The 19,093-nt window shown below is 57.3% G+C and carries 22 protein-coding genes; 8 read left to right on the top strand and 14 right to left on the bottom strand.

Annotated features, from left to right (window positions below):
* The first annotated feature begins 10 nt into the window (after positions 1–10).
* Genes adk through WCX18_RS06275 form a run of 3 tightly spaced genes read left to right on the top strand, consistent with a single transcriptional unit; the run spans position 11 to position 2,567 of the window.
* Entirely contained in the window at positions 11–658 is a 648-nt protein-coding gene (gene adk, locus WCX18_RS06285) for an adenylate kinase (protein WP_345990686.1), read from the top strand.
* A 50-nt stretch (positions 659–708) separates the two neighbouring features.
* Positions 709–1,449 (top strand): molybdopterin-binding protein, encoded by a 741-nt coding sequence (locus tag WCX18_RS06280; protein WP_345990684.1) that lies wholly within the window; start codon positions 709–711, stop codon positions 1,447–1,449.
* Positions 1,446–2,567, top strand: coding sequence for a metallophosphoesterase (locus tag WCX18_RS06275; protein WP_345990682.1), 1,122 nt, complete (start codon positions 1,446–1,448; stop codon positions 2,565–2,567). The genes WCX18_RS06280 and WCX18_RS06275 overlap by 4 nt, the downstream gene beginning before the upstream one ends.
* On the opposite strand, the gene WCX18_RS06270 is transcribed toward WCX18_RS06275, so the two are convergent.
* Positions 2,568–4,268: an NAD-binding protein gene (locus WCX18_RS06270; protein ID WP_345990680.1), complete on the bottom strand. Its 1,701-nt coding sequence runs from the start codon at positions 4,266–4,268 to the stop codon at positions 2,568–2,570.
* Positions 4,269–4,272: 4 nt separating this feature from the next.
* Positions 4,273–4,650 (bottom strand): DUF6394 family protein, encoded by a 378-nt coding sequence (locus WCX18_RS06265; RefSeq protein ID WP_345990677.1) that lies wholly within the window; start codon positions 4,648–4,650, stop codon positions 4,273–4,275.
* 111 nt (positions 4,651–4,761) lie between these two features.
* Here WCX18_RS06265 and WCX18_RS06260 point away from each other — a divergent pair, with 111 nt between their 5' ends.
* Entirely contained in the window at positions 4,762–4,962 is a 201-nt protein-coding gene (locus WCX18_RS06260) for a hypothetical protein (protein WP_345971446.1), read from the top strand.
* Here WCX18_RS06260 and htpX read toward each other — a convergent pair.
* Both htpX and WCX18_RS06250 read right to left on the bottom strand, forming a co-directional pair.
* The gene (gene htpX, locus WCX18_RS06255; RefSeq protein WP_345990676.1) at positions 4,959–5,831 is read right to left on the bottom strand and encodes a zinc metalloprotease HtpX; all 873 of its coding nucleotides are present in this window, start codon (positions 5,829–5,831) and stop codon (positions 4,959–4,961) included. The genes WCX18_RS06260 and htpX overlap by 4 nt on opposite strands.
* Complete coding sequence (locus WCX18_RS06250; protein ID WP_345990674.1) at positions 5,831–6,310, bottom strand: ankyrin repeat domain-containing protein; 480 nt, start codon at positions 6,308–6,310, stop codon at positions 5,831–5,833. Before WCX18_RS06250 ends, htpX begins: the two co-directional genes overlap by 1 nt.
* 172 nt (positions 6,311–6,482) lie before the next feature.
* On the opposite strand from WCX18_RS06250, the gene WCX18_RS06245 reads away from it, so the two are divergent.
* Positions 6,483–7,679, top strand: coding sequence for a tetrahydrodipicolinate N-succinyltransferase N-terminal domain-containing protein (locus tag WCX18_RS06245; RefSeq protein WP_345990672.1), 1,197 nt, complete (start codon positions 6,483–6,485; stop codon positions 7,677–7,679).
* 23 nt (positions 7,680–7,702) lie between these two features.
* On the opposite strand, the gene WCX18_RS06240 is transcribed toward WCX18_RS06245, so the two are convergent.
* The 7 genes from WCX18_RS06240 to WCX18_RS06210 all read right to left on the bottom strand — a co-directional run bounded on the left by WCX18_RS06240 (position 7,703) and on the right by WCX18_RS06210 (position 13,102).
* Positions 7,703–9,049, bottom strand: a complete 1,347-nt coding sequence (locus WCX18_RS06240; RefSeq protein ID WP_345990670.1) for an SH3 domain-containing protein — start codon at positions 9,047–9,049, stop codon at positions 7,703–7,705.
* A gap of 29 nt (positions 9,050–9,078) precedes the next feature.
* Positions 9,079–9,738, bottom strand: a complete 660-nt coding sequence (locus tag WCX18_RS06235; protein WP_345986742.1) for a LexA family transcriptional regulator — start codon at positions 9,736–9,738, stop codon at positions 9,079–9,081.
* Positions 9,739–9,976: 238 nt separating this feature from the next.
* Entirely contained in the window at positions 9,977–10,135 is a 159-nt protein-coding gene (locus WCX18_RS06230) for a hypothetical protein (protein WP_345990668.1), read from the bottom strand.
* Positions 10,132–10,602: a tRNA (cytidine(34)-2'-O)-methyltransferase gene (locus WCX18_RS06225; RefSeq protein ID WP_345990666.1), complete on the bottom strand. Its 471-nt coding sequence runs from the start codon at positions 10,600–10,602 to the stop codon at positions 10,132–10,134. Before WCX18_RS06225 ends, WCX18_RS06230 begins: the two co-directional genes overlap by 4 nt.
* A 93-nt stretch (positions 10,603–10,695) precedes the next feature.
* On the bottom strand, positions 10,696–11,532 hold the full coding sequence (gene purU, locus WCX18_RS06220; RefSeq protein WP_345990664.1) for a formyltetrahydrofolate deformylase: 837 nt from the start codon (positions 11,530–11,532) through the stop codon (positions 10,696–10,698).
* On the bottom strand, positions 11,529–12,599 hold the full coding sequence (leuB, locus tag WCX18_RS06215; protein ID WP_345990662.1) for a 3-isopropylmalate dehydrogenase: 1,071 nt from the start codon (positions 12,597–12,599) through the stop codon (positions 11,529–11,531). The genes purU and leuB overlap by 4 nt, the downstream gene beginning before the upstream one ends.
* The gene (locus WCX18_RS06210) at positions 12,596–13,102 is read right to left on the bottom strand and encodes a 3-isopropylmalate dehydratase small subunit (protein WP_345986737.1); all 507 of its coding nucleotides are present in this window, start codon (positions 13,100–13,102) and stop codon (positions 12,596–12,598) included. Before WCX18_RS06210 ends, leuB begins: the two co-directional genes overlap by 4 nt.
* Positions 13,103–13,338: 236 nt before the next feature.
* On the opposite strand from WCX18_RS06210, the gene rpoD reads away from it, so the two are divergent.
* Positions 13,339–15,192 (top strand): RNA polymerase sigma factor RpoD, encoded by a 1,854-nt coding sequence (rpoD, locus tag WCX18_RS06205; protein ID WP_345990661.1) that lies wholly within the window; start codon positions 13,339–13,341, stop codon positions 15,190–15,192.
* Positions 15,192–15,878 (top strand): hypothetical protein, encoded by a 687-nt coding sequence (locus WCX18_RS06200; RefSeq protein WP_345986735.1) that lies wholly within the window; start codon positions 15,192–15,194, stop codon positions 15,876–15,878. Before rpoD ends, WCX18_RS06200 begins: the two co-directional genes overlap by 1 nt.
* Positions 15,879–15,886: 8 nt before the next feature.
* Here the strand turns inward: WCX18_RS06200 and WCX18_RS06195 are convergent, their stop codons facing one another.
* Genes WCX18_RS06195 through hemL form a run of 3 tightly spaced genes read right to left on the bottom strand, consistent with a single transcriptional unit; the run spans position 15,887 to position 18,022 of the window.
* Positions 15,887–16,414 carry a hypothetical protein gene (locus WCX18_RS06195; RefSeq protein WP_345990660.1) on the bottom strand — a complete coding sequence of 176 codons (528 nt, stop codon included), beginning with the start codon at positions 16,412–16,414 and terminating at the stop codon, positions 15,887–15,889.
* Entirely contained in the window at positions 16,383–16,739 is a 357-nt protein-coding gene (locus WCX18_RS06190) for an AtpZ/AtpI family protein (RefSeq protein ID WP_345990659.1), read from the bottom strand. Before WCX18_RS06190 ends, WCX18_RS06195 begins: the two co-directional genes overlap by 32 nt.
* Positions 16,739–18,022, bottom strand: a complete 1,284-nt coding sequence (hemL, locus tag WCX18_RS06185) for a glutamate-1-semialdehyde 2,1-aminomutase (RefSeq protein ID WP_345990656.1) — start codon at positions 18,020–18,022, stop codon at positions 16,739–16,741. Before hemL ends, WCX18_RS06190 begins: the two co-directional genes overlap by 1 nt.
* 149 nt (positions 18,023–18,171) lie before the next feature.
* Here hemL and WCX18_RS06180 point away from each other — a divergent pair, with 149 nt between their 5' ends.
* Positions 18,172–19,086 (top strand): energy transducer TonB, encoded by a 915-nt coding sequence (locus tag WCX18_RS06180; RefSeq protein WP_345990655.1) that lies wholly within the window; start codon positions 18,172–18,174, stop codon positions 19,084–19,086.
* The last annotated feature ends 7 nt before the right edge of the window (positions 19,087–19,093 follow it).

Genomic DNA, 19,093 nt, shown 5'->3' with positions numbered 1-19,093 from the left:
AAGGAAAAGCATGAAAATCATTCTACTCGGCGCTCCCGGCGCAGGCAAAGGCACCCAGGCACAGTTTCTGACGAAGGCGTTTGATATTCCGCAGATCTCCACGGGCGACATGCTCCGCGCGGCGATCAAAGCGGGGACGGAACTGGGCAAGCTGGCGAAATCTTTCATGGATGCAGGCAAGCTCGTCACCGACGAGATCATCATCGGCCTTGTCAAAGAGCGTATCACGGAAGATGACTGCAAAAACGGTTTCCTGCTTGACGGTTTCCCGCGCACCATCGCCCAGGCGGACGCCCTCAAAGAAGCCGGCGTCGCCATCGATGCCGTGATCGAGATCGATGTCCCCGACTCCGAAATCGTCAGTCGCATGTCCGGCCGCCGCGCCCACCTGGCGTCTGGCCGTACCTACCACGTCATCTACAACCCGCCGAAAGTCGAAGGCAAAGATGATATCACCGGCGAAGACCTTGTACAGCGTGACGACGACAAAGAAGAGGTCGTTCAGGATCGCCTGCGCGTCTACCACGAGCAGACGGCACCGCTGATCGGTTACTACACGGCGGAAGCCGAAAACAACAGCGCCGTCAAATACATCCGTATCGACGGTACCCAGCCGATCGACACGGTACAGACAACCATTCTCTCCGCGCTGAAATAAGCGCCGGGCGGCAGCCCCGCCCTTCCCTTCTTAGACGCTATAATACCCCTATGAATACGCCACATTTTTATGCCGTCATCATCGGCACCGAGATCCTCAACGGACGTCGGAACGACAAACACTTCACCTTCCTCAAAGAAGCGCTGGCAGCGTACGGGCACACCCTTTTCGCCTCTATGGTGATCAAGGACGATGCCGTACTCATCGAAGCGGCCTACCGGATGATTCTCGCCGACCCCGATGCCGTGCTCTTCAGCTTCGGCGGGATCGGCTCCACCCCGGACGATCTCACCCGCCCCATCGCGGCCAAGGTCTTTACCGGCCAACCGCTGCGGCGCCATTTTCAGTTCGAACAGGACATCATCGAGCGCTTCGGCGACGAAGCCCGTCCGCATCGTATCCATATGGCGGACTTGCCCGTCGGCGTAACCCTGCTCAAAAACCCCGTCAACAACATGTCCGGGTTCGCCCTGGAGCACCGGTACTTTTTCGTCCCGGGTTTCCCTGAAATGGCACACCCGATGATCGAAGCTGCCATCAAAGGGCACTATTCCCGGCAAAAACACGTTTTTCGAAAGACACTGATTGCAGAGACGAGCGAGAATACGCTCATCGACGTGATGAAAAAAGTACCCGAGGCGATCGAGTTCTCTTCGCTTCCGATGCTGCGGGACGGTGTCCCCCGTGTCGAGATCTCCGTCGCCGGCAGTGAAAGCCCTGCCGTTGATGATGCCTTTGCACTCTTCACCGACTTCCTGCACGACGCAGAGATCGCCTACCAGATAGCATGATACGCTTTTTGCTTTTCGGCTTTGTCTTCACCGCCGTCATGGGTGCGCTGAACCTCTACGTCTACCGGCGTTTCTTCCGGCGGCTTCACTTCGGTGCTTCGGCTACGTGGAAATCGATTGCGCTCACTCTTTTCGTCGTCGAGGTCTTTTTTGTCTTTCAGACGCTGACCCACCTTCTGCCCGATTCGCCGATACTCTACTACCTGCTTAGCAGCAGCGTCGGCATCACCTTTATCCTCTTTTTCGTCGCCCTCGTCTACGACCTGATGCATACCGCGGCCGAGCGCATCCCTTTTCAGCCCGAACGCCGACGCTTCATCAAGATCGGCTTTGATCTCACCATGATCATCGCCGCGGTCAGCTACCTTTTCGGGGGCCTCATCGGCGGGCTTCGCCGGCCGATGCTGCGCTTTGAGCGTATCTCGCTCGGTGAGGCGGATGCCGAACCCTTCCGCATCGTCCAGCTCAGTGACGTCCACGTCGGCCTGGCGATCCGCAGGGAGTTCATGGCATCGTGCGTGGAGCGTATCAATGCACTGCGCCCGGACATGGTCGTCATTACGGGCGATCTCGTCGACCGCAAGATCGAACATGTCGCCGAGATGCTGCAGCCGCTTACATCCCTGCAGTCGCGATTCGGGACTTTTTTTATTACCGGCAATCACGAGTATTTTCACGGCGTGGAGGAGATTGTCGCCCACCTGCGCGATGTCCTCGGTATCACCGTGCTTGACAACCGAAGCGTACGCATTGCCGACCGCTTCAACCTCGTCGGCATCAATGACCTGATCTCGAAACGCATGGGCGTCATGCCCTACGATGTCGAAGCGGCCTTTTCACAGTGCGATTCCGCCCTTAAAACCGTCGTCCTCGCCCATCAGCCCAAAAGCACGCGGATCATGCAGCACAAGGAGTATGACCTTATGCTCAGCGGCCATACGCATGGCGGGCAGATTTTCCCGTTCGGGTTGCTGGTGATGATCGATCAGCCCTACCTTGCGGGACTCTACCGTGTCGATGAGAAAAAACAGATCTACGTCAGCCGGGGGACAGGCTACTGGGGGCCGCCGCTGCGGGTACTGGCCCCCAGCGAGATCGGCGTGCTCGATATCGTCTGATCAGCGTCCCGTATGGAGACGGCAGCTCACCGAAGTCGCGCAGCTTTTGCCTTCGAGGACATATTCGAGTTCATAGAGGTTCTCCATACTGTAGGCGATATCCTCGAATGACTCCCTGTCCCCGGCAAAGAGCAGCTGGTCGCCGATCTGAAGAGGCATGTCCGGGTCCGGGAGCAGGAAATCCTCATCGCCGCGCCGCAGGTAGAGCGCAACCGCCTGGTTGCAGTAGCGGTGATCCCTGCGGCTGCGGAGCAATATTTCCAGTGGCGCCGCACGTCCCTTCTCAAGGTGGCGGCAGAGCGCATAGGCGTGTTCCTCGTCCACGGCCGTCTCCAGCTTCTCCGGATTATCACCGATGATCTGTTTGAGTGTCATGATAAGACCGTCGCCCCACTCCGCACCCTTGTTTTTGATGAGCTGCAGGAAACGCTCGCTGAGCGGCCGCGCAATGGCAATGTAGGTCTGGTTGATCAGCAGGTTCTTGACGATGGTGACCCGGTCGATGTCCGCGGCCTTGAAAACGCTGTCGTCATGGATGTTGTTCTGGCGGGCGATGGTGAAGATACCCGGATTGAGTTTCTTCGCCGCCATGACGATGCTCAGGTTGATAAAGTCGTCGTTCATGCCCGCGATGATGCAGGAGGCCTCTTTGACGCCCGCTTCAAGCAGCAGCCTTTTGTCCTGGCCTTCGCCGACCATGATATGGACGTCGTCCTTGCGCAGCTGGCGCACTTTTTTCGGATTCGTCTCGATAAAGACGTACTCGATGCCGGCGCGCTTGAGTGCGATGCGAAGCGCTTTGCCCATCCGCCCGTACCCGCAGACGATATACTTGCCCTCGGTCGGGATCATGTCCCGCGGGTGCAGCTGCAGCGGTTCTCCGTAGATCCACTGCTCCAGCATCAGCAGGGATGGCGCACGCAGACCCATGTAGAGCCGTTTGGCGACGATCTTGAAAGGGTTCTCGACGATCTCGATCCCGATCGTATTGAGGTTGTCCGCATACTCCTCGTACGTCGCCTCGACGATCACCTTCACCCTGGGGTTGAGCAGTTTTGCCGCCATCGCCGTGTGCAGGTTCATCGCGTCGTCGCTGGAGAGCGAAACGACCGCCTGGCACTGCGGCTTGTTGATGCCGGCCATGCGCAGGACGTCCGGGTCGTTGATGTCGCCGTGCAGCGCCGGGATCTCCAGCGTGTAATTGGCCAGGACCATCTCATCGATCCGCATCGCGTCGTTCTCGATAACGACGGACTGTATCCCCTCGTCGCTCAGTTTGCGGATGATGCTTTTGGCCAGCAGGTTGTAGCCGACAAAGATGATAAACGGTTCACGGATATTGTGGATCTTGCCCCTGAACTTCGCCAGGTCGATCTGGGACGCGAGTACCTTGTCCTGCATCAATGCGACGATGGCGCCGATGGCATAGAACCAGCCGATGACGGAGAGGTAGATGGAAAAAGAGACCCAGAGCCGCTGCGGGTAGGTAAAGGTATAGGGCGTCTCCCCGAAACCGATCGTCGAAGCGGTGTAAGTGACAAAATAGAAGGCGTCAAAAAAGCTCAGGTGGTACGCCTTCCCCTGCTCGTCCACGCCGGGGATAAGCACCATCCCCAGGATGGAGATGGCGAAGGTCGTAATGAGGACGAACATCGGCACCCGGAGGCGCCGGATGATCAGGAATAGCGCGGTATTGTCCACGGCCTCAGCGCTTTGATTTGATGGTTTCCGCCGTAAAGAGGATGACGGAAACGATATTGGCGATCATGGCCCCGCCCGAAAGGGAGATGATGGCGACGACCACCTCCGTATTCATGCCGACGACATACTCGCCGAAAGCCCAGACCGATGCGGAGCTGATCAGCTGAATGTCGGCGACGAGACTCGTGGCCAGCAAAACGGCTCCGATCTGCGTCTTGTCCCCCAGTTTGTAGACGGTGGCGATCAGGTTGAAGATAATCGCCGCGAAAAGCTCATACCGGCTGTGCTCGGCAATGACCGTCGGATCCCCGTAAAAGAAACCGAAGTTCGTCGTCAGTGCGAGGATGATAAAGAAGCCGGAAATAACGTTGGACAGGTTCATAGACACTCCTTGCCAACCATTCTATTCTCCCCTCTTTTAAAAAGGCTTTAACCGTCAGCCCCGGTTTGACGTATCCTGAAAATTACTATATAATTTTGTATATAATTAATATTGGATGATATCATGAAGCCGAAAAACGAGATAACCCGTTCACTCATCGTCGATAAAGAGGTCTGGAACGAAAGCATGAAATATGCGCGTCAGCGCTATAAAATGAGCCTGAGCAAGGTCGTCGAGCACCTGCTCGAAGAGTGGTTGAGCAAGGAGAAGCGCAAGCCGCTCGAGAACGAACGTCAGGAGAAGCTTTTTTAGCGGTAATGACGTTCGAAACGCCGGGTCGTGCCCTCTGCTTTGAGCAACTCCAGGCGGGCGATGCGCTGCTCCGTCGTCGGGTGGGTGCGGAACAGTTCCCCGAAGGAGAGCTGTTTTCCGTTAAAGGGGGAGACAATGAAAAGATGCGCGTTTTCCGGGGTCGCGCCCCGGACGCTGCCGCGGGCATTGTAGGTTTCGAGTTTGCGCAGGGCCCGCTGCAACCATTCAGGGTGCCCGGTGATCCGCGCGGCACCGGCATCCGCCATAAACTCACGGGAGCGGCTTATGGTCATCTGGATCACGCTGGCAGCCACCGGCAGCAGCAGCGAAAGGACGATCATGACGATGGGGTTGCGGTCACGGTTGTTGCCGAACATGGCGCCGAATTGCATCATGTTGGCAATCATCGCGATGGCCCCGGCGATGGAGGCCGCCACCGTGGCAATAAGCATATCCCGGTGCTTGACATGGGAGAGTTCGTGGGCCATGACGGCTTCGACCTCTTCGTCGTCGAGCATCCGCAGCAGACCCTCGGTGATGGCGACGGCCGCGTGCTCGGGGTCACGCCCCGTCGCAAAGGCGTTCGGGGTTGCCTCGTGAATGATGTACATTGCCGGGACCGGCAGCCCTGCCTTGTGCGCCAGGGAGCTGATGATACGGTAGAGCCGCGGGTTCTGTTCCGGCGTGACCGGTTCGGCATGGTAGTGCCGCAGCAGCATTTTGTCCGAGTAGAAATAGGCATAAAAGTTCATGCCACTGGCCAGGAGCAGCCCGATGAGCGCACCGGTCACCCCGCCGAAGTAGCCGCCGAGCATAACAAAGAGCACGGCCAGGAACGAAAGCAGAAAGACGGTCTTGGCCTGTTCCATCACGCGCCCTCCTCTTCTCCCAGGAGACCGAGCATCTGCTTGCGGTGGGTTTTGCGGGCGTAATCGGCACCGGTGAGTCCCAGCTTGTCTTTGATGGCGGTGTTCGCCCCGTTCGACATCAGCATTTCGACGATCGCCTTGCGGTTATAGCAGACCGCGGCCATCAGCGGGGTGAATCCGCTCGAACGCCGGGTTTCATTGACGTCGATCCCTTCGTCGATCAGCTTTTGGACCATCATCGGGTTGTTGTAGGTGATGGCGACATCGAAAACGCTTACCCCCTCGTCGTCGGCATCGAAAAGGTCCGCGCCCGATGCGACGAGCAGCTCAAGCAGCTCATCGCTGCAGCGCAGCCGAAGGGCCTGCGAGACGACGGATTCGCCGTGCTCGCTCTTTTCATTGACGTCGGCACCCTCTTTCAGATACTTTTTGACTCCCAGGTAATCATCCGACTGTAATAGCGTCGACCAGTTGCTCATTGCTTCAATCCTTTGCGAAAGTATAACACCGCAACTTCTAACCGAGAGCTTCGGTTTTGCATCAACAATACGGCTTAATACGCGCCTTAGAAAATCTTCCCAACGACGCAGATGCAGGGTTATCAGAGCTGGTCTGTGTTAAAATTCCGAAAAAATTCAAGGAACCTGCTCTATGGAAATGATTGAAACTGCAGACGCATTCAAGGCCAAAGTGGCTGACATTCAAAACGGCAAAGGGTACAAGGCGCCGGTCGCCTTCGGTATCTGCCGGGTCGATTTCGGCCAGCTGAACACCGACAAGATCCTGCAGGCGACCTATCCGGTCGTCAACTGGAATGAAAACTTCGGCAGTGCAGCCATCTTCATGGAGGCGCTCGGCGAGAGCGGCTGCCCGGTAGATATCAGCGGCGACGAGGCGATCTGTAAAGTGACTCTGCCGTTCCTCGAGAGCTGTCTGAACGCTTTCACGCCCTACGCGGACGAGGCTTACGGTGATGCTCACAAGAACATCCAGGTGATCTCGGCGCTGTACAACCAGATCAAAGAGAGCGGCATGCGCGACGGCGAGTTCCGCGTCGTCTTTATCTTCAACGATGCGCCGTGCCAGAGCGTCGAAGCCACCTACCTGAAACTCTATGCGATGTCCCTGGGCAAAGTCGCCCTGCGCAGCATCAACCTGGGCGGTGCCTTCGGTGCCCTGCCGAACGTCGCCTGGAGCGACGGTCAGCCGATCGAACTCGACTGGCTCCGTGAAAATGAAATCGAACTCAAATTCTCCGGCCAGTACCCGCATGTTGATTTCGTCGACAAGTTCCCGCGCTTCCTGCAGCACATCATCCCGGCGGACAATACCCGTATCCTTGAAACGTCCAAGGTCCGCTTCGGTGCCCAGCTGCATGCCGGTACGACCGTTATGCCGGGAGCAAGTTACATCAACTTCAATGCCGGTACGACGGGTGTCAGCATGGTCGAAGGGCGTATCTCAAGCTCCGCGGTTGTCGGTGACGGCTCCGACGTTGGCGGCGGCGCATCCATTCTCGGCGTCCTCAGCGGCACCGACGGCAACCCTATCTCCATCGGCAAGAACTGCCTCCTCGGCGCCAACTCCGTCTGCGGCATCCCGCTGGGCGACGGCTGTATCATCGATGCGGGCATCGCGATCCTCGAAGGGACGAAGTTCCTCATCGAATACGAAGAGCTCGAAAAGATCAAAGCCGCCAACCCGGGTGTCGAACTCGAAGGCGACTGGTTCAAAGGAAAAGATCTCGCGGGCCTCAACGGCATCCACTACCGCCAGGACTCCTTTACCGGCGAGATGGTCGCCCTGCGCTCCCGCCGCGAAGTCAAGCTCAACGCCGACCTTCACTAAGCAGCGTACCGCCTCCGCGGTACCTACTCCTCCTCCTGTTCGAAAACGAAATTCATACTTTCCACTTTATGCAGCAGTGAGTATTCGTCGCTGTACCCTTCCAGTTCATGCCCGAGACGCAGGGATGATATGACGGTCTTCCCGATGATGTGCCGGCCGAAATTCCCCTCGTCGTCAACAGTTTTGACGCCCCAGACCGTATGCAGGACCGCCGGCTCGCCGTCGTAGATCCCCAGGTAGAGGAGGATGTGCCCCTTGAGGTAGAGCAGTGTTTCAAAGGGCTTGCCCTCGGCAGCGATCCTGGCCAGTTTCGCGGCGTCGTCAAGGCCTTCGAAGGAGACGACCTTCCCCACCCGGGACTGCTTGTAGGAGTTGCGCGGCAGCCAGAGGCCGAATGGGGCGAAGATGTCCCGCAGTGTCGAGGAGCAGTCCCGCTCGCCGTAGAGGCCGCCCCAGCCGTAGGTTGTCTGCATCACCGGTGTGATGACCCGCCGCATATTCTCACGCGTAAACGTCATGGGGAGTACGGCCGCCGCATCATGCGGGATTTCCGCCGTACCGGCATGGCCCGCCGGGTCGACACGCCACTGTGCCGCGCTTTTTTGCTGCAGCGGCAGGACCATGCCCACATACCCTTCGAACATATACTGCCCCCGGAGGGAGTGGATCGGCATCCGGTCTTCAAGCAGACCTACCAGCGGCTGCGCCTGCAGTATCTCCCGTTCTGCCCCGCCGACCGGTGCAATACGTTCGGAGGGGACCCAGCCCGTCGCGTAGGAGGTCAGGACGTAGGCCCATGCCCCGCTTTTTGAGTAGTGCGAAAGGTAGAGCGGCTCGCCGGCAAAAACGGTGCTGTTCTGCAGGTAATCAAACGGGAACCCCTCCCCCGCTACCGAGGGGTCGTGAAACAGCGGCTTGTGCGTCGGGAAGTTGCGAAGGTCCAAACGGTGCAGTGCCACGGCGCATCCGGCAGTGCTGCCGTACGCCTGCCAGTCCGCTTCGCGCAGCATCGCATAGAACCACGCCTGCGAGAGGGGCTGGAGGTTCTGCCCGTAGGCGTTTTCCGGGCGGTAGACGTCAAAGGGCCATTTGGCATCCTCCAGCACCTCGGGGACGTAATCGTCCTGCCACACCTTGTAGTATTCGGTTTTATACGCGCTTTGGACCGGGAGGGTAGCATTGCGCTCGTTCAGCCGGATGAGATAGGGATCGATCTGCTGGGGAAAGCGCTGAAGGTCCTCCACCCCCGCCGGAGGGGGCAGCAGCGCGACGGATGCCGTGTCTTGGAGCATTTTGGGGGTACAACCGCCCAGGGAGAGCAGCAAAAGCGCTGCCGCAACGGCGGTCAAAGGGCGTGGGTGGGAAAACATTATGACTCCGGCTCCCGCCGCGGGGACGGTTAATCGACCTGACCGAACCGTCCGACAACACGCCCGATGATCTCGATGGCATCGGGTGAGGCGGTCTGGACGGGATACTCTTTGTTGTCAGAAATAATGTCGATTTTACCATCTATTCGCTTGTGGAGGCGTTTGATGAAGAGGCCGCCTTCGGTATTGATGGTAAAAATCCCGCCCCGGCCGATATCCTTTTTGCTCCGGTTGACAAAGATAATGTCGCCGTAGCTGAAGGTCGGCTCCATCGAATCGCCGCTGACATTGATCGCCTCGATGTAGCGCAGCTCCTGCTCCCCGCCCAGCGTCTGCACGAAATTAGCACTGAGCATCATCGGTTCGGAGCCCTCGTCAAACACATCCGCCCCGCCGCCGGCGGAAGCGCTGATCTCGCTGAAGTAGCGGACCATGTAGAACTTGTTGGTCGGTTCGATGAGGCTCTCGGGTGACTGCCCGAACAGCAGCCAGTTGATCGCGATGGAACGCTTGGCGCAGAAATTGAGCAGCTCCTCATAGGGGATCTTGTTGCGTTTTTTCAGGGTGGCAAAGTTCATCTGAGAGATCCCGAGCAGTGACGCGACATCCTTGTCAAACACCTTTTTTCCCGGAAGCTCGCCGGAAACGATATCCTTGATCTCCTCAACGATGTCGGCAAACTCTTTCATTTTCGGCTCCTTGTTTTACGCGTTGTTTTCTACAGCATAATCCTATAACGATGAGAGATCGTAGCAAATTTATATGTCAAATTGCAATATTTTAAAAGAAAGATGTCGCCTGGACCTAAAATGGGTCAAATCAAATGACAAAGGGAGCACCCATGGCACAGATGATCAGAAAAGCGGAATCATGGTTTGAGAAGTTCGAACACTCTCTGGAAAGACTGGCGGACAGGCTGCTCTGAGCCTAGGCCTTTGTATCGGAGGATGTGTCCGTATCCTCTGCCTCTTTGCGTTTCTCCTCCGCTTCGCGCTCTTCGAATTTCTGGCGATGGTAACCGCCGAAAATCACAAACATGAAAAGCACGAAGAGGATCAGCATGATCGTATCGATTACTCCGTTCACATCATCTCCTTGTAGGTCTCAAAATTCTGCTCAATCGCTTTGTAGAGGATAATCCCGCAGCTGATCGCCAGGTTGAGGCTGCGCCCCTCCCGCGTCATGGGGATCGTCATACAGGCTTCCGGGTGCGCATTGAGAACATCGGCCGGGATCCCGGCGGTCTCGCTGCCGAAAAAGAGGTAGTCCCCCGCGTTGAAGGTATGCTCAAAGTAGGGCTGTTTTGTTTTGGTCGTCGCCAGGTGGTAGCGTGCGGCATCGGGATGCGCCGCGGTAAAAGCCTCCAGGCTCTCCCAGACGTGCAGGTCGATCTTGTGCCAGTAATCCAGTCCCGCCCTTCTGACCGCCTTTTCGCTGATATCAAACCCCAGCGGTTCGATCAGGTGCAGCGTGGCGCCCGTGTTGACGCAGAGGCGCCCGATGGCACCGGTGTTGTTGGGGATCTGGGGATGGACGAGGACGATGTTAAACATGAGTGCCTTTAAAAGCGCAAAGCGCGTGGGCCTACTGCCGAAGTAGCCTTAGCGGCAGCGTAGACAAATGGACTTTGTTCATTTGGCGTTTAGTTAAAAAATAACGGTCCGGTTCCCGTAGACGAAGATACGGTCCTCGAGGGCCAGGCGCAGGGCACGGGAGAGGACGATCTTCTCAATATCGCGTCCGAGGCGCTGCATCTCCTGCCAGTTGTGGGCATGGTCGACGTGCTTGACGTCCTGGGAGATGATCGGTCCTTCGTCGAGGTCGTTGTTGACGAAGTGCGCCGTTGCCCCGATGATCTTCACCCCGCGCTCATAGGCCTGCTTGTAGGGGTTTGCCCCGATAAATGCCGGCAGGAAGGAGTGGTGGATGTTAAGGATCTTGTTGGCGTAGGCCTCGACGAAGTTCGGGGTCAGGATACGCATGTACTTCGCCAGGACGATATAGTCGATCTCGCCGAAGCCGGCCAGGCACTCGAGCACCTTCTGTTCGTGCTCGTCGCGGCTGAGCCCCTCGTGCGACACCGTATAAAAAGGGATGCCGAACTTCTCGATCAGCGGTTGGAGCAGGTCGTAGTTGGAAACGACCCCGAGGATGTTGGCATCGAGTTCACCGGCCTCGTAGCGGATCAGCAGGTCCCCCAGCGCATGGGACTCCTTCGTAACCATCAGGACGATGTTTTTCTTCTCCGGGGCGATGATACGCAGGTTCGCCTTTTCGGGCAGCACGGCGCGGAGCTCCTTTTCGAGGTCGTTCCCGTCGATGAAACCGCTGACGACGCTGCGCATAAAGAAGAGGTTTGTTTCGCTGTCGACGAACTCGCTGTTGGAGAGGATGTTCAGGTCGTACTTGAAAAAGATACTCGAGACTTTGTAGACGAGCCCTTTTTCGTCACGACAATCGATCAGTACCCGGTACTCTTTCATTCTTTGGCCGCGTAGTTGGCGATGATGTCGCCCATTTCACTGGTGGAGCAGAGCTCTTTGGCGTCGTAGTTGGCGAGGTCGCGCGTACGGTAACCGTCTTTGAGCGCGTGCTTGATGGCCGCGTCGATACGGTCTGCCGCCTCGTTTTCGCCCAGGGCGAAGCGGAGCATCATCGAGGCACTGGCAATCGTCGCGATCGGGTTGGCAATCCCCTGCCCCGCGATGTCCGGTGCGGAGCCGTGGATCGGCTCATACACGCCGATCTTCGCGCCGACGGACGCGGAGGGCAGCAGCCCGATGGAGCCGGAAAGCATGCTCGCTTCGTCACTGAGGATGTCGCCGAAAATGTTGCCGGTCAGGATGACGTCGAACTGTTTCGGATCGCGGATGAGCTGCATCGCGGCATTGTCGACATACATGTGCGACAGGGAGACTTCCGGATACTCCTTGGCAACCTCTTCAACGGTTTCGCGCCACATCTGGGAGACATCAAGCACGTTTGCCTTGTCGACGGAACAGACCTTCTTGTTACGCTCCATCGCGATCTTGAAGGCCGTATGGGCGATACGCACGACTTCAGGCTTGGTGTAGACCATCGTGTTGTAGGCCTTGTCCCCTTCCCAGCCCTTCGGTTCGCCGAAATAGATCCCGCCGATCAGTTCGCGCACAACCATCAGGTCGACGCCTTTGACGATTTCGGGCTTGAGGGAGCTGGCGTTGACCAGTTCGTCGTAGACGACGGCCGGGCGCAGGTTGGCGAAGACGCCGAGCTCTTTGCGGAAACGCAGCAGACCGCTCTCCGGGCGCTTCTCGCGCGGCAGGTTGTCCCATTTTTCGCCGCCGATGGCGCCGAAAAGGACCGCATCCGAGTTCAGGGAGACATTGATAGTCTCCTGCGGGAGCGGGTCGCCGGTGACGTCGTAGGCGCTGCCGCCCATCAGGACCTCTTCATAACGCAGGGAAAAGTCGAACCGCGCGGCGACGGCATCCAGAACTTTGACCGCCTCGTCAATGATCTCCGGACCGATCCCGTCCCCTTTGATCAGGGCAATGTTATAGGTTTTCATGCTTTACCTCCTGCTTTGACTTCTTCTTCGGCATAATTCATCAAGCCGCCGGCAGAGAGCAGCTCCTGCATAAACGGCGGAATCGGGGTAAAAGCGTAGCTCTTCCCGGTCGTTTTGTCCGTGACCGTCCCCTTGTCCATATCGACGGAGACGATATCGCCTTCGGCAATCTCGGCGCTCTCTTCCAGCTCGAAGATCGGCAGCCCCATGTTAAAGGCGTTGCGGTAGAAGATACGTGCAAACGTCGGGGCGATCACGGCGGCGACGCCGGCAGCTTTCAGGGCGATCGGTGCATGTTCGCGGGACGAACCGCAGCCGAAGTTGTTGCCGGCGACGATGATGTCACCCGGGACCATTTTCGAAACGAAATCCGGATCGGCGTCCTCCATTACATGCTTCGCGAGTTCCTTGGGATCGGACGTATTAAGATAGCGTGCGGCGATAATCAGGTCCGTGTCGATATCCTGGCCGAACCGCCAGACTTTTCCTTCGAGTGTGCTCATAGAAGATCCTGCAATTTTTGGTGCGATTATATCCAAAATCCCTCAAAGGGGGTTGAATCACCTGTAATATTAATTAATATGCTTCCTTTAAGCGCCACTTCATTTTTGTAAGAAAGCAAAGACTAAGCCTCTATAAAGTATAATCCCCACTTAACTCAAAACCCACAGGCCCGGCCCTCCCGGAAGCGGGAGAAGCCGAAACGCCCTAATACACTATTCCAGGAGCTTTTCCCCCGATGACCGCAAAAGAACTCAATAAAGCCCTCGAAACCCTTTTTGTCGATCACTCCTCCGAAAACTGTATCACCTACGAGGCAGTATCGGAACTTTTTGAGAAAAACCCGACAGCGGCCCAGGCCAAAAGCGTCCTGAAGCTTGCCGAGAAAAACAAGCGCTGCCTCTACACGGCTTCGGAGCATGCCAAGCTCATGAACGAGCAGGAAGCAGAAGCACGCCGTGACGCGCAGCGCAAACTCATTGAGAACGCCAGCGGCGAAGAGTTCGACATCCTCAAACAGCACGAGCTGATGGAGTGGTCCCGCTCCGACTCCCCGGTACGGATGTACCTGCGTGAAATGGGACAGATCCCGCTTCTGACCAAGGAAGAGGAGATCGAGATCTCCAAAAAGATCGAGTTCGGTGAAAGCATCATTATCGATGCGATCTGTTCCGTTCCCTACCTGATCGATTTCATCCTCGACTACAAAGAACCGCTGATCAACCGCGAACGCCGCGTCAAAGAGCTCTTCAAAAGCTTTGAAGACGAAAAGGACGACGGTGACGATGATAACGACAACGACGATGACGAAGGCGCAGAGAAGAAAGTCAGCGCCAAGGACAAAAAGCGCGTCGAACTCGTTGTCAGCAGCTTCAAGGCCCTCGAAAAAGCGAAAAAAGAGTGGCAGAAATCTTCCGAGAAGCTCCCCGAAGGCGCTGAAGACGGCGAACTCAACGAAGAGATCGTCCTCTTCTTCCTGACGGCCAGCTTCAAAAAGAAGATCCTGAAAGAGAAACTGCTCGACCTCGGACCGACCTCCAAGCTCATCAACGAACTCGTCAAATCGATGGAGACCTCCCTCAAAAGTGACGAAGGGTTTGAAAAAGAGCTCAAGCGCCTCGAGTACAAGCTTCCGCTCTTCAACGACCTGCTGCGCAAGAACCACAGAGAGATCCTCGACAACATTACCGATCTCACCAAAGAGGATATCGCTGCGCGGGTCCCCGAAGCGACGATGGTCGGTACCTATATGGAGATCAAGAAGCTGATCCAGACCAAAGAGGCCTCCAAAGGCGGCTTCAATATGGAACCCGAAAAGCTCTCGGACATCCTCGAGCAGATCAAACGCGGTAAGGCGATTTCCGAAACGGCGAAGACACGGATGGCGAAGTCCAACCTCCGTCTCGTCGTCTCCATCGCCAAGCGCTACACCAACCGCGGCCTCCCTTTCCTCGACCTGATCCAGGAAGGCAACATCGGTCTGATGAAAGCCGTCGACAAGTTCGAGTACCAGAAAGGGTACAAGTTCTCCACCTACGCCACCTGGTGGATCCGCCAGGCTATCAGCCGTGCCATCGCGGACCAGGCGCGTACGATCCGTATCCCGATCCACATGATCGAAACGATCAACCGTATCAACAAGATCATGCGCAAATACCTGCAGGAGAACGGGAAAGAGCCGGATGTCGAGACGATCGCCGAAGAGGTCGGTCTCTCCGTCGAGAAGGTCAAGAACGTCATCAAGATCACCAAAGAGCCGATCTCCCTCGAAGCGCCGATCGGCAGCGAAGAGGACGGCCGCTTCGGAGACTTCATCGAAGACCGTACCTCGCTGTCCCCTTCCGACGCTATTCTCAAAGACGACCTCAAGGTGCAGATCGAAGGCGTCCTCGAACAGCTCAACGAACGCGAAAAAGCCGTTATCAAGATGCGCTTCGGGATCATGGACGACGAAAGCGACCGTACCCTTGAAGAGATCGGCAAAGAGCTCAACGTCACCCGCGAACGCGTCCGCCAGATCGAGAGCAGTGCGATCAAAAAGCTCAAGCACCCCAAAGTCGGCCGTAAACTCAAGAACTATATCGAGGAATAATGACCTTCGAACAGCAGTGGATCGAATACGATTTCAACCCCTATATCCTCTTTAGCGCCGCGGGCAAGGTCCTCTCCGTCAACGCGGAGGGGCAGTACCTGCTCGGCGCCGTCGACCGCCACACCCTCTTCGAGCTGGCCACCACCTACGCCAGCCCCTCCTTCGGTTTCAAAACGACCTTTATGGAACTGGAGTACGGCCGCTTCAAGATCTTCGGGATCATGGTCGGGTACGTCAACGAAGAGGAGATCGGTATCCGCTTTTTCCAGACCCCCTCTTTCCAGTTCTCACGCCCGGAGATCGAAGGCGAGCTCGTCAACATCTACTCGCTCATCGACCTCTGTATCGCGACGAACTCCATCGGGAACAAATCGTCCTTCCAGAAAGACCTGGACCCGACGATGCCCGAAACGCGTCTCAACACCGACCAGTTCATCCGCCTGCTCAACAAGATGTACGAATCCTTCGGCGGCAGTGAAATGATCACGACGAAACTCGCTTTCCGTATCGGGGAGTACATCCTCTACGAAGAGAAAAAGTACACCTTCTTCTCCCTCAAGGTGAGCGGAAACGTTTTTGACGAAGTCTACAAGTCGGCGATTGAGCAGATGTGTAAGAAGAACCACCTCTTCTGCGAGGTGGGCAAGAAGTCCGTCACGGTCAACATCCCCATCATCAACCAGTAAACGCTAAATCAGCGGGAGGCGAACAACGCCTTTCCGCTCAGGAACCCTGCCACGATCCCCGCTGCCAGTCCCGGCAGAAAATACCAGAGTAAAAGCATATTGTTGTTTTTAAGGGCGATAAACCCGAGGACCAGGATGCCGTACGGTACCAGGCGGTAGACGGAGAGCAGCGCCGGCGTCGACTTGGAGACGTTGCGCACGGTGGCCTTGTTCGCCTTCAGGCGCGCCTTCTCCTCCTTGATGACATCCTTGAGCGGTTTCTCCTTCTCAACCTCCTCTTCGCTCTCGCTGTAAAGGTCATAGGGGTCGTCGATCTTCTCGACAAGATCGTCCTGGTGGATCGCCGTCTCGTTTTCGAGGTTGCGCTGCACGAGTTTGCGGTAGCTGTAAAGCGAACCCAGCAGGATCAAAAACGCGGAGACAAAGGCGATCTGGGCATTGAGAAAGGCCGCTTTGGAGACAACCAGCAGGCCGTACAGCAGGATATGAACGGCGAGGAAGGGACTAATAGTGCTTCGCAGCGTCGTCATCGTCATCGTCGTCGTCACCTTCCAGGGTTTTGGGGTTGTAGCGCGGGTTTTTGGAGAGCTCTTCGAACTCTTTGTACTGTTTTGAATAGGCCTTGAAAACGTTCAGGAAGGCAGCGGCGATCCCGATGACCACGCCGACCCAGAGCAGCCACGTGATACCGGTCAGTTTCTTGAGACCGATCCCGAGCGCCACCCCGATCAGGACGGCCACGACCATGGAGATGCCGAGCGAGAGCGTTTCGGCCCCTTCGACGATCGGTTTGAGGCGCGGCTTGCGCTCTTCGTTTTCACCGCCCTCCGGGGTCAGGCCCGTCAAATGTTTGTCGGCCATCAGAGCGTCCCCATCACGTCGTCGGCGGCACTGATCGTCGCTTCGATCATATCGTCCGTGATCTGCGTACAGATGAAGCCCGTCTCGAACTGCGAGCAGGCGAAGTAAAAGCCGCGCGACAACATCCCGGCATGGAATGCGGCGAAGCGCTCCAGGTCTGAGGCTGCCGCATCGTCGAAGTTTTTAACCGGTTTGTCGTTGAAGAAGAAGCCGAACATCGAACCCCGTACATCGGTCTTCAGCGCGATACCGTGTTTAGCAGCCGCGTCTGCGAACCCTTCCATCAGGCGCTTGGCGCGCGCTTCAAGCACGCTGTAGAGCTTGGCATTGGTCCGGAGTTTGCGAACCGCGGTGATTCCCGCCGCCATTGCGACCGGGTTGCCGCTGAGCGTTCCCGCCTGGTACACCGGCCCTTCCGGGGAGAGCTTCGCCATAATCTCGGCCTTGCCACCGAAGGCGCCGACCGGCATCCCGCCCCCGATCACCTTGCCCAGGGTTACCATATCCGGTGTCGTCCCCGTGATGGATTCGGCGCCGTGCAGGGTCGCGCGGAAACCGCTCATGACCTCGTCGAAGATCAGCAGCGCCCCGTGGGCATCGCAGAGCAGGCGCAGTTCGGCCAGGAACTCCTTGTCCGCCGGGACGAGCCCCATGTTGCCGGCAATCGGCTCGATGATGATACAGGCGATATTGTCGGAATCCTCGAAGCATTTGCGCACGCTCTCAATGTCGTTGTATTTGGCCAGGAGGGTATGCTTGGTGAAGTCCGCCGGGACCCCCGGGGAGCTTGGGTTGCCGAAGGTCGCAAGACCGGAACCGGCCTGGACCAGCAGGGAGTCGCTGTGACCGTGGTAACACCCCTCGAACTTGACGATGTCGTCCTTGCCCGTATAGCCGCGCGCCAGACGGATGGCACTCATGACCGCTTCGGTGCCGCTGGAGACGAAACGAACCTTGTCGATGCTGTCGAAGATCCCGATAACCTCCTTGGCCAGCTCGCTTTCTGAGAGCGTCGGCGCCCCGAAACTGAGGCCGCGTCGGACCGCTTCGCAGACCGCGTTCTCGATCGCTTCGTCGCGGTGGCCGAAGATCAGCGGCCCCCAGCTCTGGACATAGTCGACATAGGCGTTGCCGTCAATATCGTAGAGGTGCGCGCCCTCGCCTTTTTCAATAAAGAGCGGGGTCCCGCCGACGCTTTTAAAGGCGCGTACCGGCGAATCCACACCGCCGGGAATCAATGTCTGTGCTTCTTCAAATGCCTGAATCGAGGATGTAATGTTCATTGACCGTCCGTAAGAAGGGGCGTGCGGCACGGCAACGGCGCGCAAACTCCCCTGAATTTTCCCGCCATTATAGCAAATGGGTTATAATTCCCCGACTTTAAGCAACGGCCGGCAAAAGCGCATTTCGGCTGGAAGGAAACACCGACCCGATGAGCCGAAGTACCGCCGCCCTGATCATCGCCGTACTCTTCCACCTGCTCATCCTGATGCTTTTCCTGCTGCTGGGCTTTATTTTCGTCACCGAACCGGTCGAGCCGAAACTCCAGGAGCACCGGATCAAGGTCGCACTCAAAGAGCGCCCGAAAGCCAAAGAGAATGCCGCAGTCCCCAACAAGCGCCCGCCGACGGAAAAAGTCCCGCCGATGCCGAAGGGAAAACAGCTCGAGAAGCTTTCCAACTCCCAGCCGCTCCCGCAGCCGCGACAGCAGCTCCCCGTTGCCCAGCCGACACCGGTCCAACCGCAGCAGAAGATCCCGACGCCGACAAAGATCGCCGAGCCGCAGGAACGGGTTGCCAAAACCGAACCGCTCCCGCCGGAAAAGCCCTACATCCCTTTTATGAAAGCACCTGAGCCGAAAACGGTCGAGGCCAATGCAACCGCGGTCCCGACGGAGCATAAGAACCTCTTTGCCAAACTGTCGCAGAAACAGAAGAACGTCGAAAGTAAAGCCTCTGCCGCGTCCGCTTCCGCCAAACGCGAAAGCCGTATCCCGGACGATATCCGCGAGGCATACGGCGATGCCTTCGGGAAACTGAGCGAAGGGGAGCAGAAATACCTGCTCGACAACCAGGAGATCATGCGCCGCCTCACCCAGACCCAGCTCAACGCCACCGGCAGCACGATGATCCCCAACAACATGCGCGTCAACGACTACAATATCGTCGAGTTCTACCTCCACCCCGACGGCCGGATGACCGATTTCCGCACCGTGCGCAACAGCGGCTTCTTCCTGCTCGACGAGGTCACCAAGGAGACGATCGAATCGGTCTACTGGAAATACCCGCGGCCGGAACAGAAAACGCTGGTCCGCTACAAATTCGGCTACTACCTGCGCGGCTATTGAGAACGCA

Origin of the sequence: Sulfurimonas sp. HSL1-2 (assembly GCF_039645565.1) — a bacterium.
GTDB lineage: Bacteria > Campylobacterota > Campylobacteria > Campylobacterales > Sulfurimonadaceae > Thiomicrolovo > Thiomicrolovo zhangzhouensis.
The sequence above is the reverse complement of the archived record's forward strand: the minus strand, read 5'-3'. Positions and strand labels throughout refer to the sequence as shown.

What these genes read in the sequence shown, in the direction of transcription:
- adk (WP_345990686.1), top strand. Translation starts at nt 11, where the DNA reads ATGAAAATCATTCTACTCGGCGCTCCCGGCGCAGGCAAAGGCACCCAG.
- WCX18_RS06280 (WP_345990684.1), top strand. Translation starts at nt 709, where the DNA reads ATGAATACGCCACATTTTTATGCCGTCATCATCGGCACCGAGATCCTC.
- WCX18_RS06275 (WP_345990682.1), top strand. Translation starts at nt 1,446, where the DNA reads ATGATACGCTTTTTGCTTTTCGGCTTTGTCTTCACCGCCGTCATGGGT.
- WCX18_RS06265 (WP_345990677.1), bottom strand. Translation starts at nt 4,650, where the DNA reads ATGAACCTGTCCAACGTTATTTCCGGCTTCTTTATCATCCTCGCACTG.
- htpX (WP_345990676.1), bottom strand. Translation starts at nt 5,831, where the DNA reads ATGGAACAGGCCAAGACCGTCTTTCTGCTTTCGTTCCTGGCCGTGCTC.
- WCX18_RS06250 (WP_345990674.1), bottom strand. Translation starts at nt 6,310, where the DNA reads ATGAGCAACTGGTCGACGCTATTACAGTCGGATGATTACCTGGGAGTC.
- WCX18_RS06245 (WP_345990672.1), top strand. Translation starts at nt 6,483, where the DNA reads ATGGAAATGATTGAAACTGCAGACGCATTCAAGGCCAAAGTGGCTGAC.
- WCX18_RS06240 (WP_345990670.1), bottom strand. Translation starts at nt 9,049, where the DNA reads ATGTTTTCCCACCCACGCCCTTTGACCGCCGTTGCGGCAGCGCTTTTG.
- WCX18_RS06235 (WP_345986742.1), bottom strand. Translation starts at nt 9,738, where the DNA reads ATGAAAGAGTTTGCCGACATCGTTGAGGAGATCAAGGATATCGTTTCC.
- WCX18_RS06225 (WP_345990666.1), bottom strand. Translation starts at nt 10,602, where the DNA reads ATGTTTAACATCGTCCTCGTCCATCCCCAGATCCCCAACAACACCGGT.
- purU (WP_345990664.1), bottom strand. Translation starts at nt 11,532, where the DNA reads ATGAAAGAGTACCGGGTACTGATCGATTGTCGTGACGAAAAAGGGCTC.
- leuB (WP_345990662.1), bottom strand. Translation starts at nt 12,599, where the DNA reads ATGAAAACCTATAACATTGCCCTGATCAAAGGGGACGGGATCGGTCCG.
- WCX18_RS06210 (WP_345986737.1), bottom strand. Translation starts at nt 13,102, where the DNA reads ATGAGCACACTCGAAGGAAAAGTCTGGCGGTTCGGCCAGGATATCGAC.
- rpoD (WP_345990661.1), top strand. Translation starts at nt 13,339, where the DNA reads ATGACCGCAAAAGAACTCAATAAAGCCCTCGAAACCCTTTTTGTCGAT.
- WCX18_RS06200 (WP_345986735.1), top strand. Translation starts at nt 15,192, where the DNA reads ATGACCTTCGAACAGCAGTGGATCGAATACGATTTCAACCCCTATATC.
- WCX18_RS06195 (WP_345990660.1), bottom strand. Translation starts at nt 16,414, where the DNA reads ATGACGATGACGACGCTGCGAAGCACTATTAGTCCCTTCCTCGCCGTT.
- WCX18_RS06190 (WP_345990659.1), bottom strand. Translation starts at nt 16,739, where the DNA reads ATGGCCGACAAACATTTGACGGGCCTGACCCCGGAGGGCGGTGAAAAC.
- hemL (WP_345990656.1), bottom strand. Translation starts at nt 18,022, where the DNA reads ATGAACATTACATCCTCGATTCAGGCATTTGAAGAAGCACAGACATTG.
- WCX18_RS06180 (WP_345990655.1), top strand. Translation starts at nt 18,172, where the DNA reads ATGAGCCGAAGTACCGCCGCCCTGATCATCGCCGTACTCTTCCACCTG.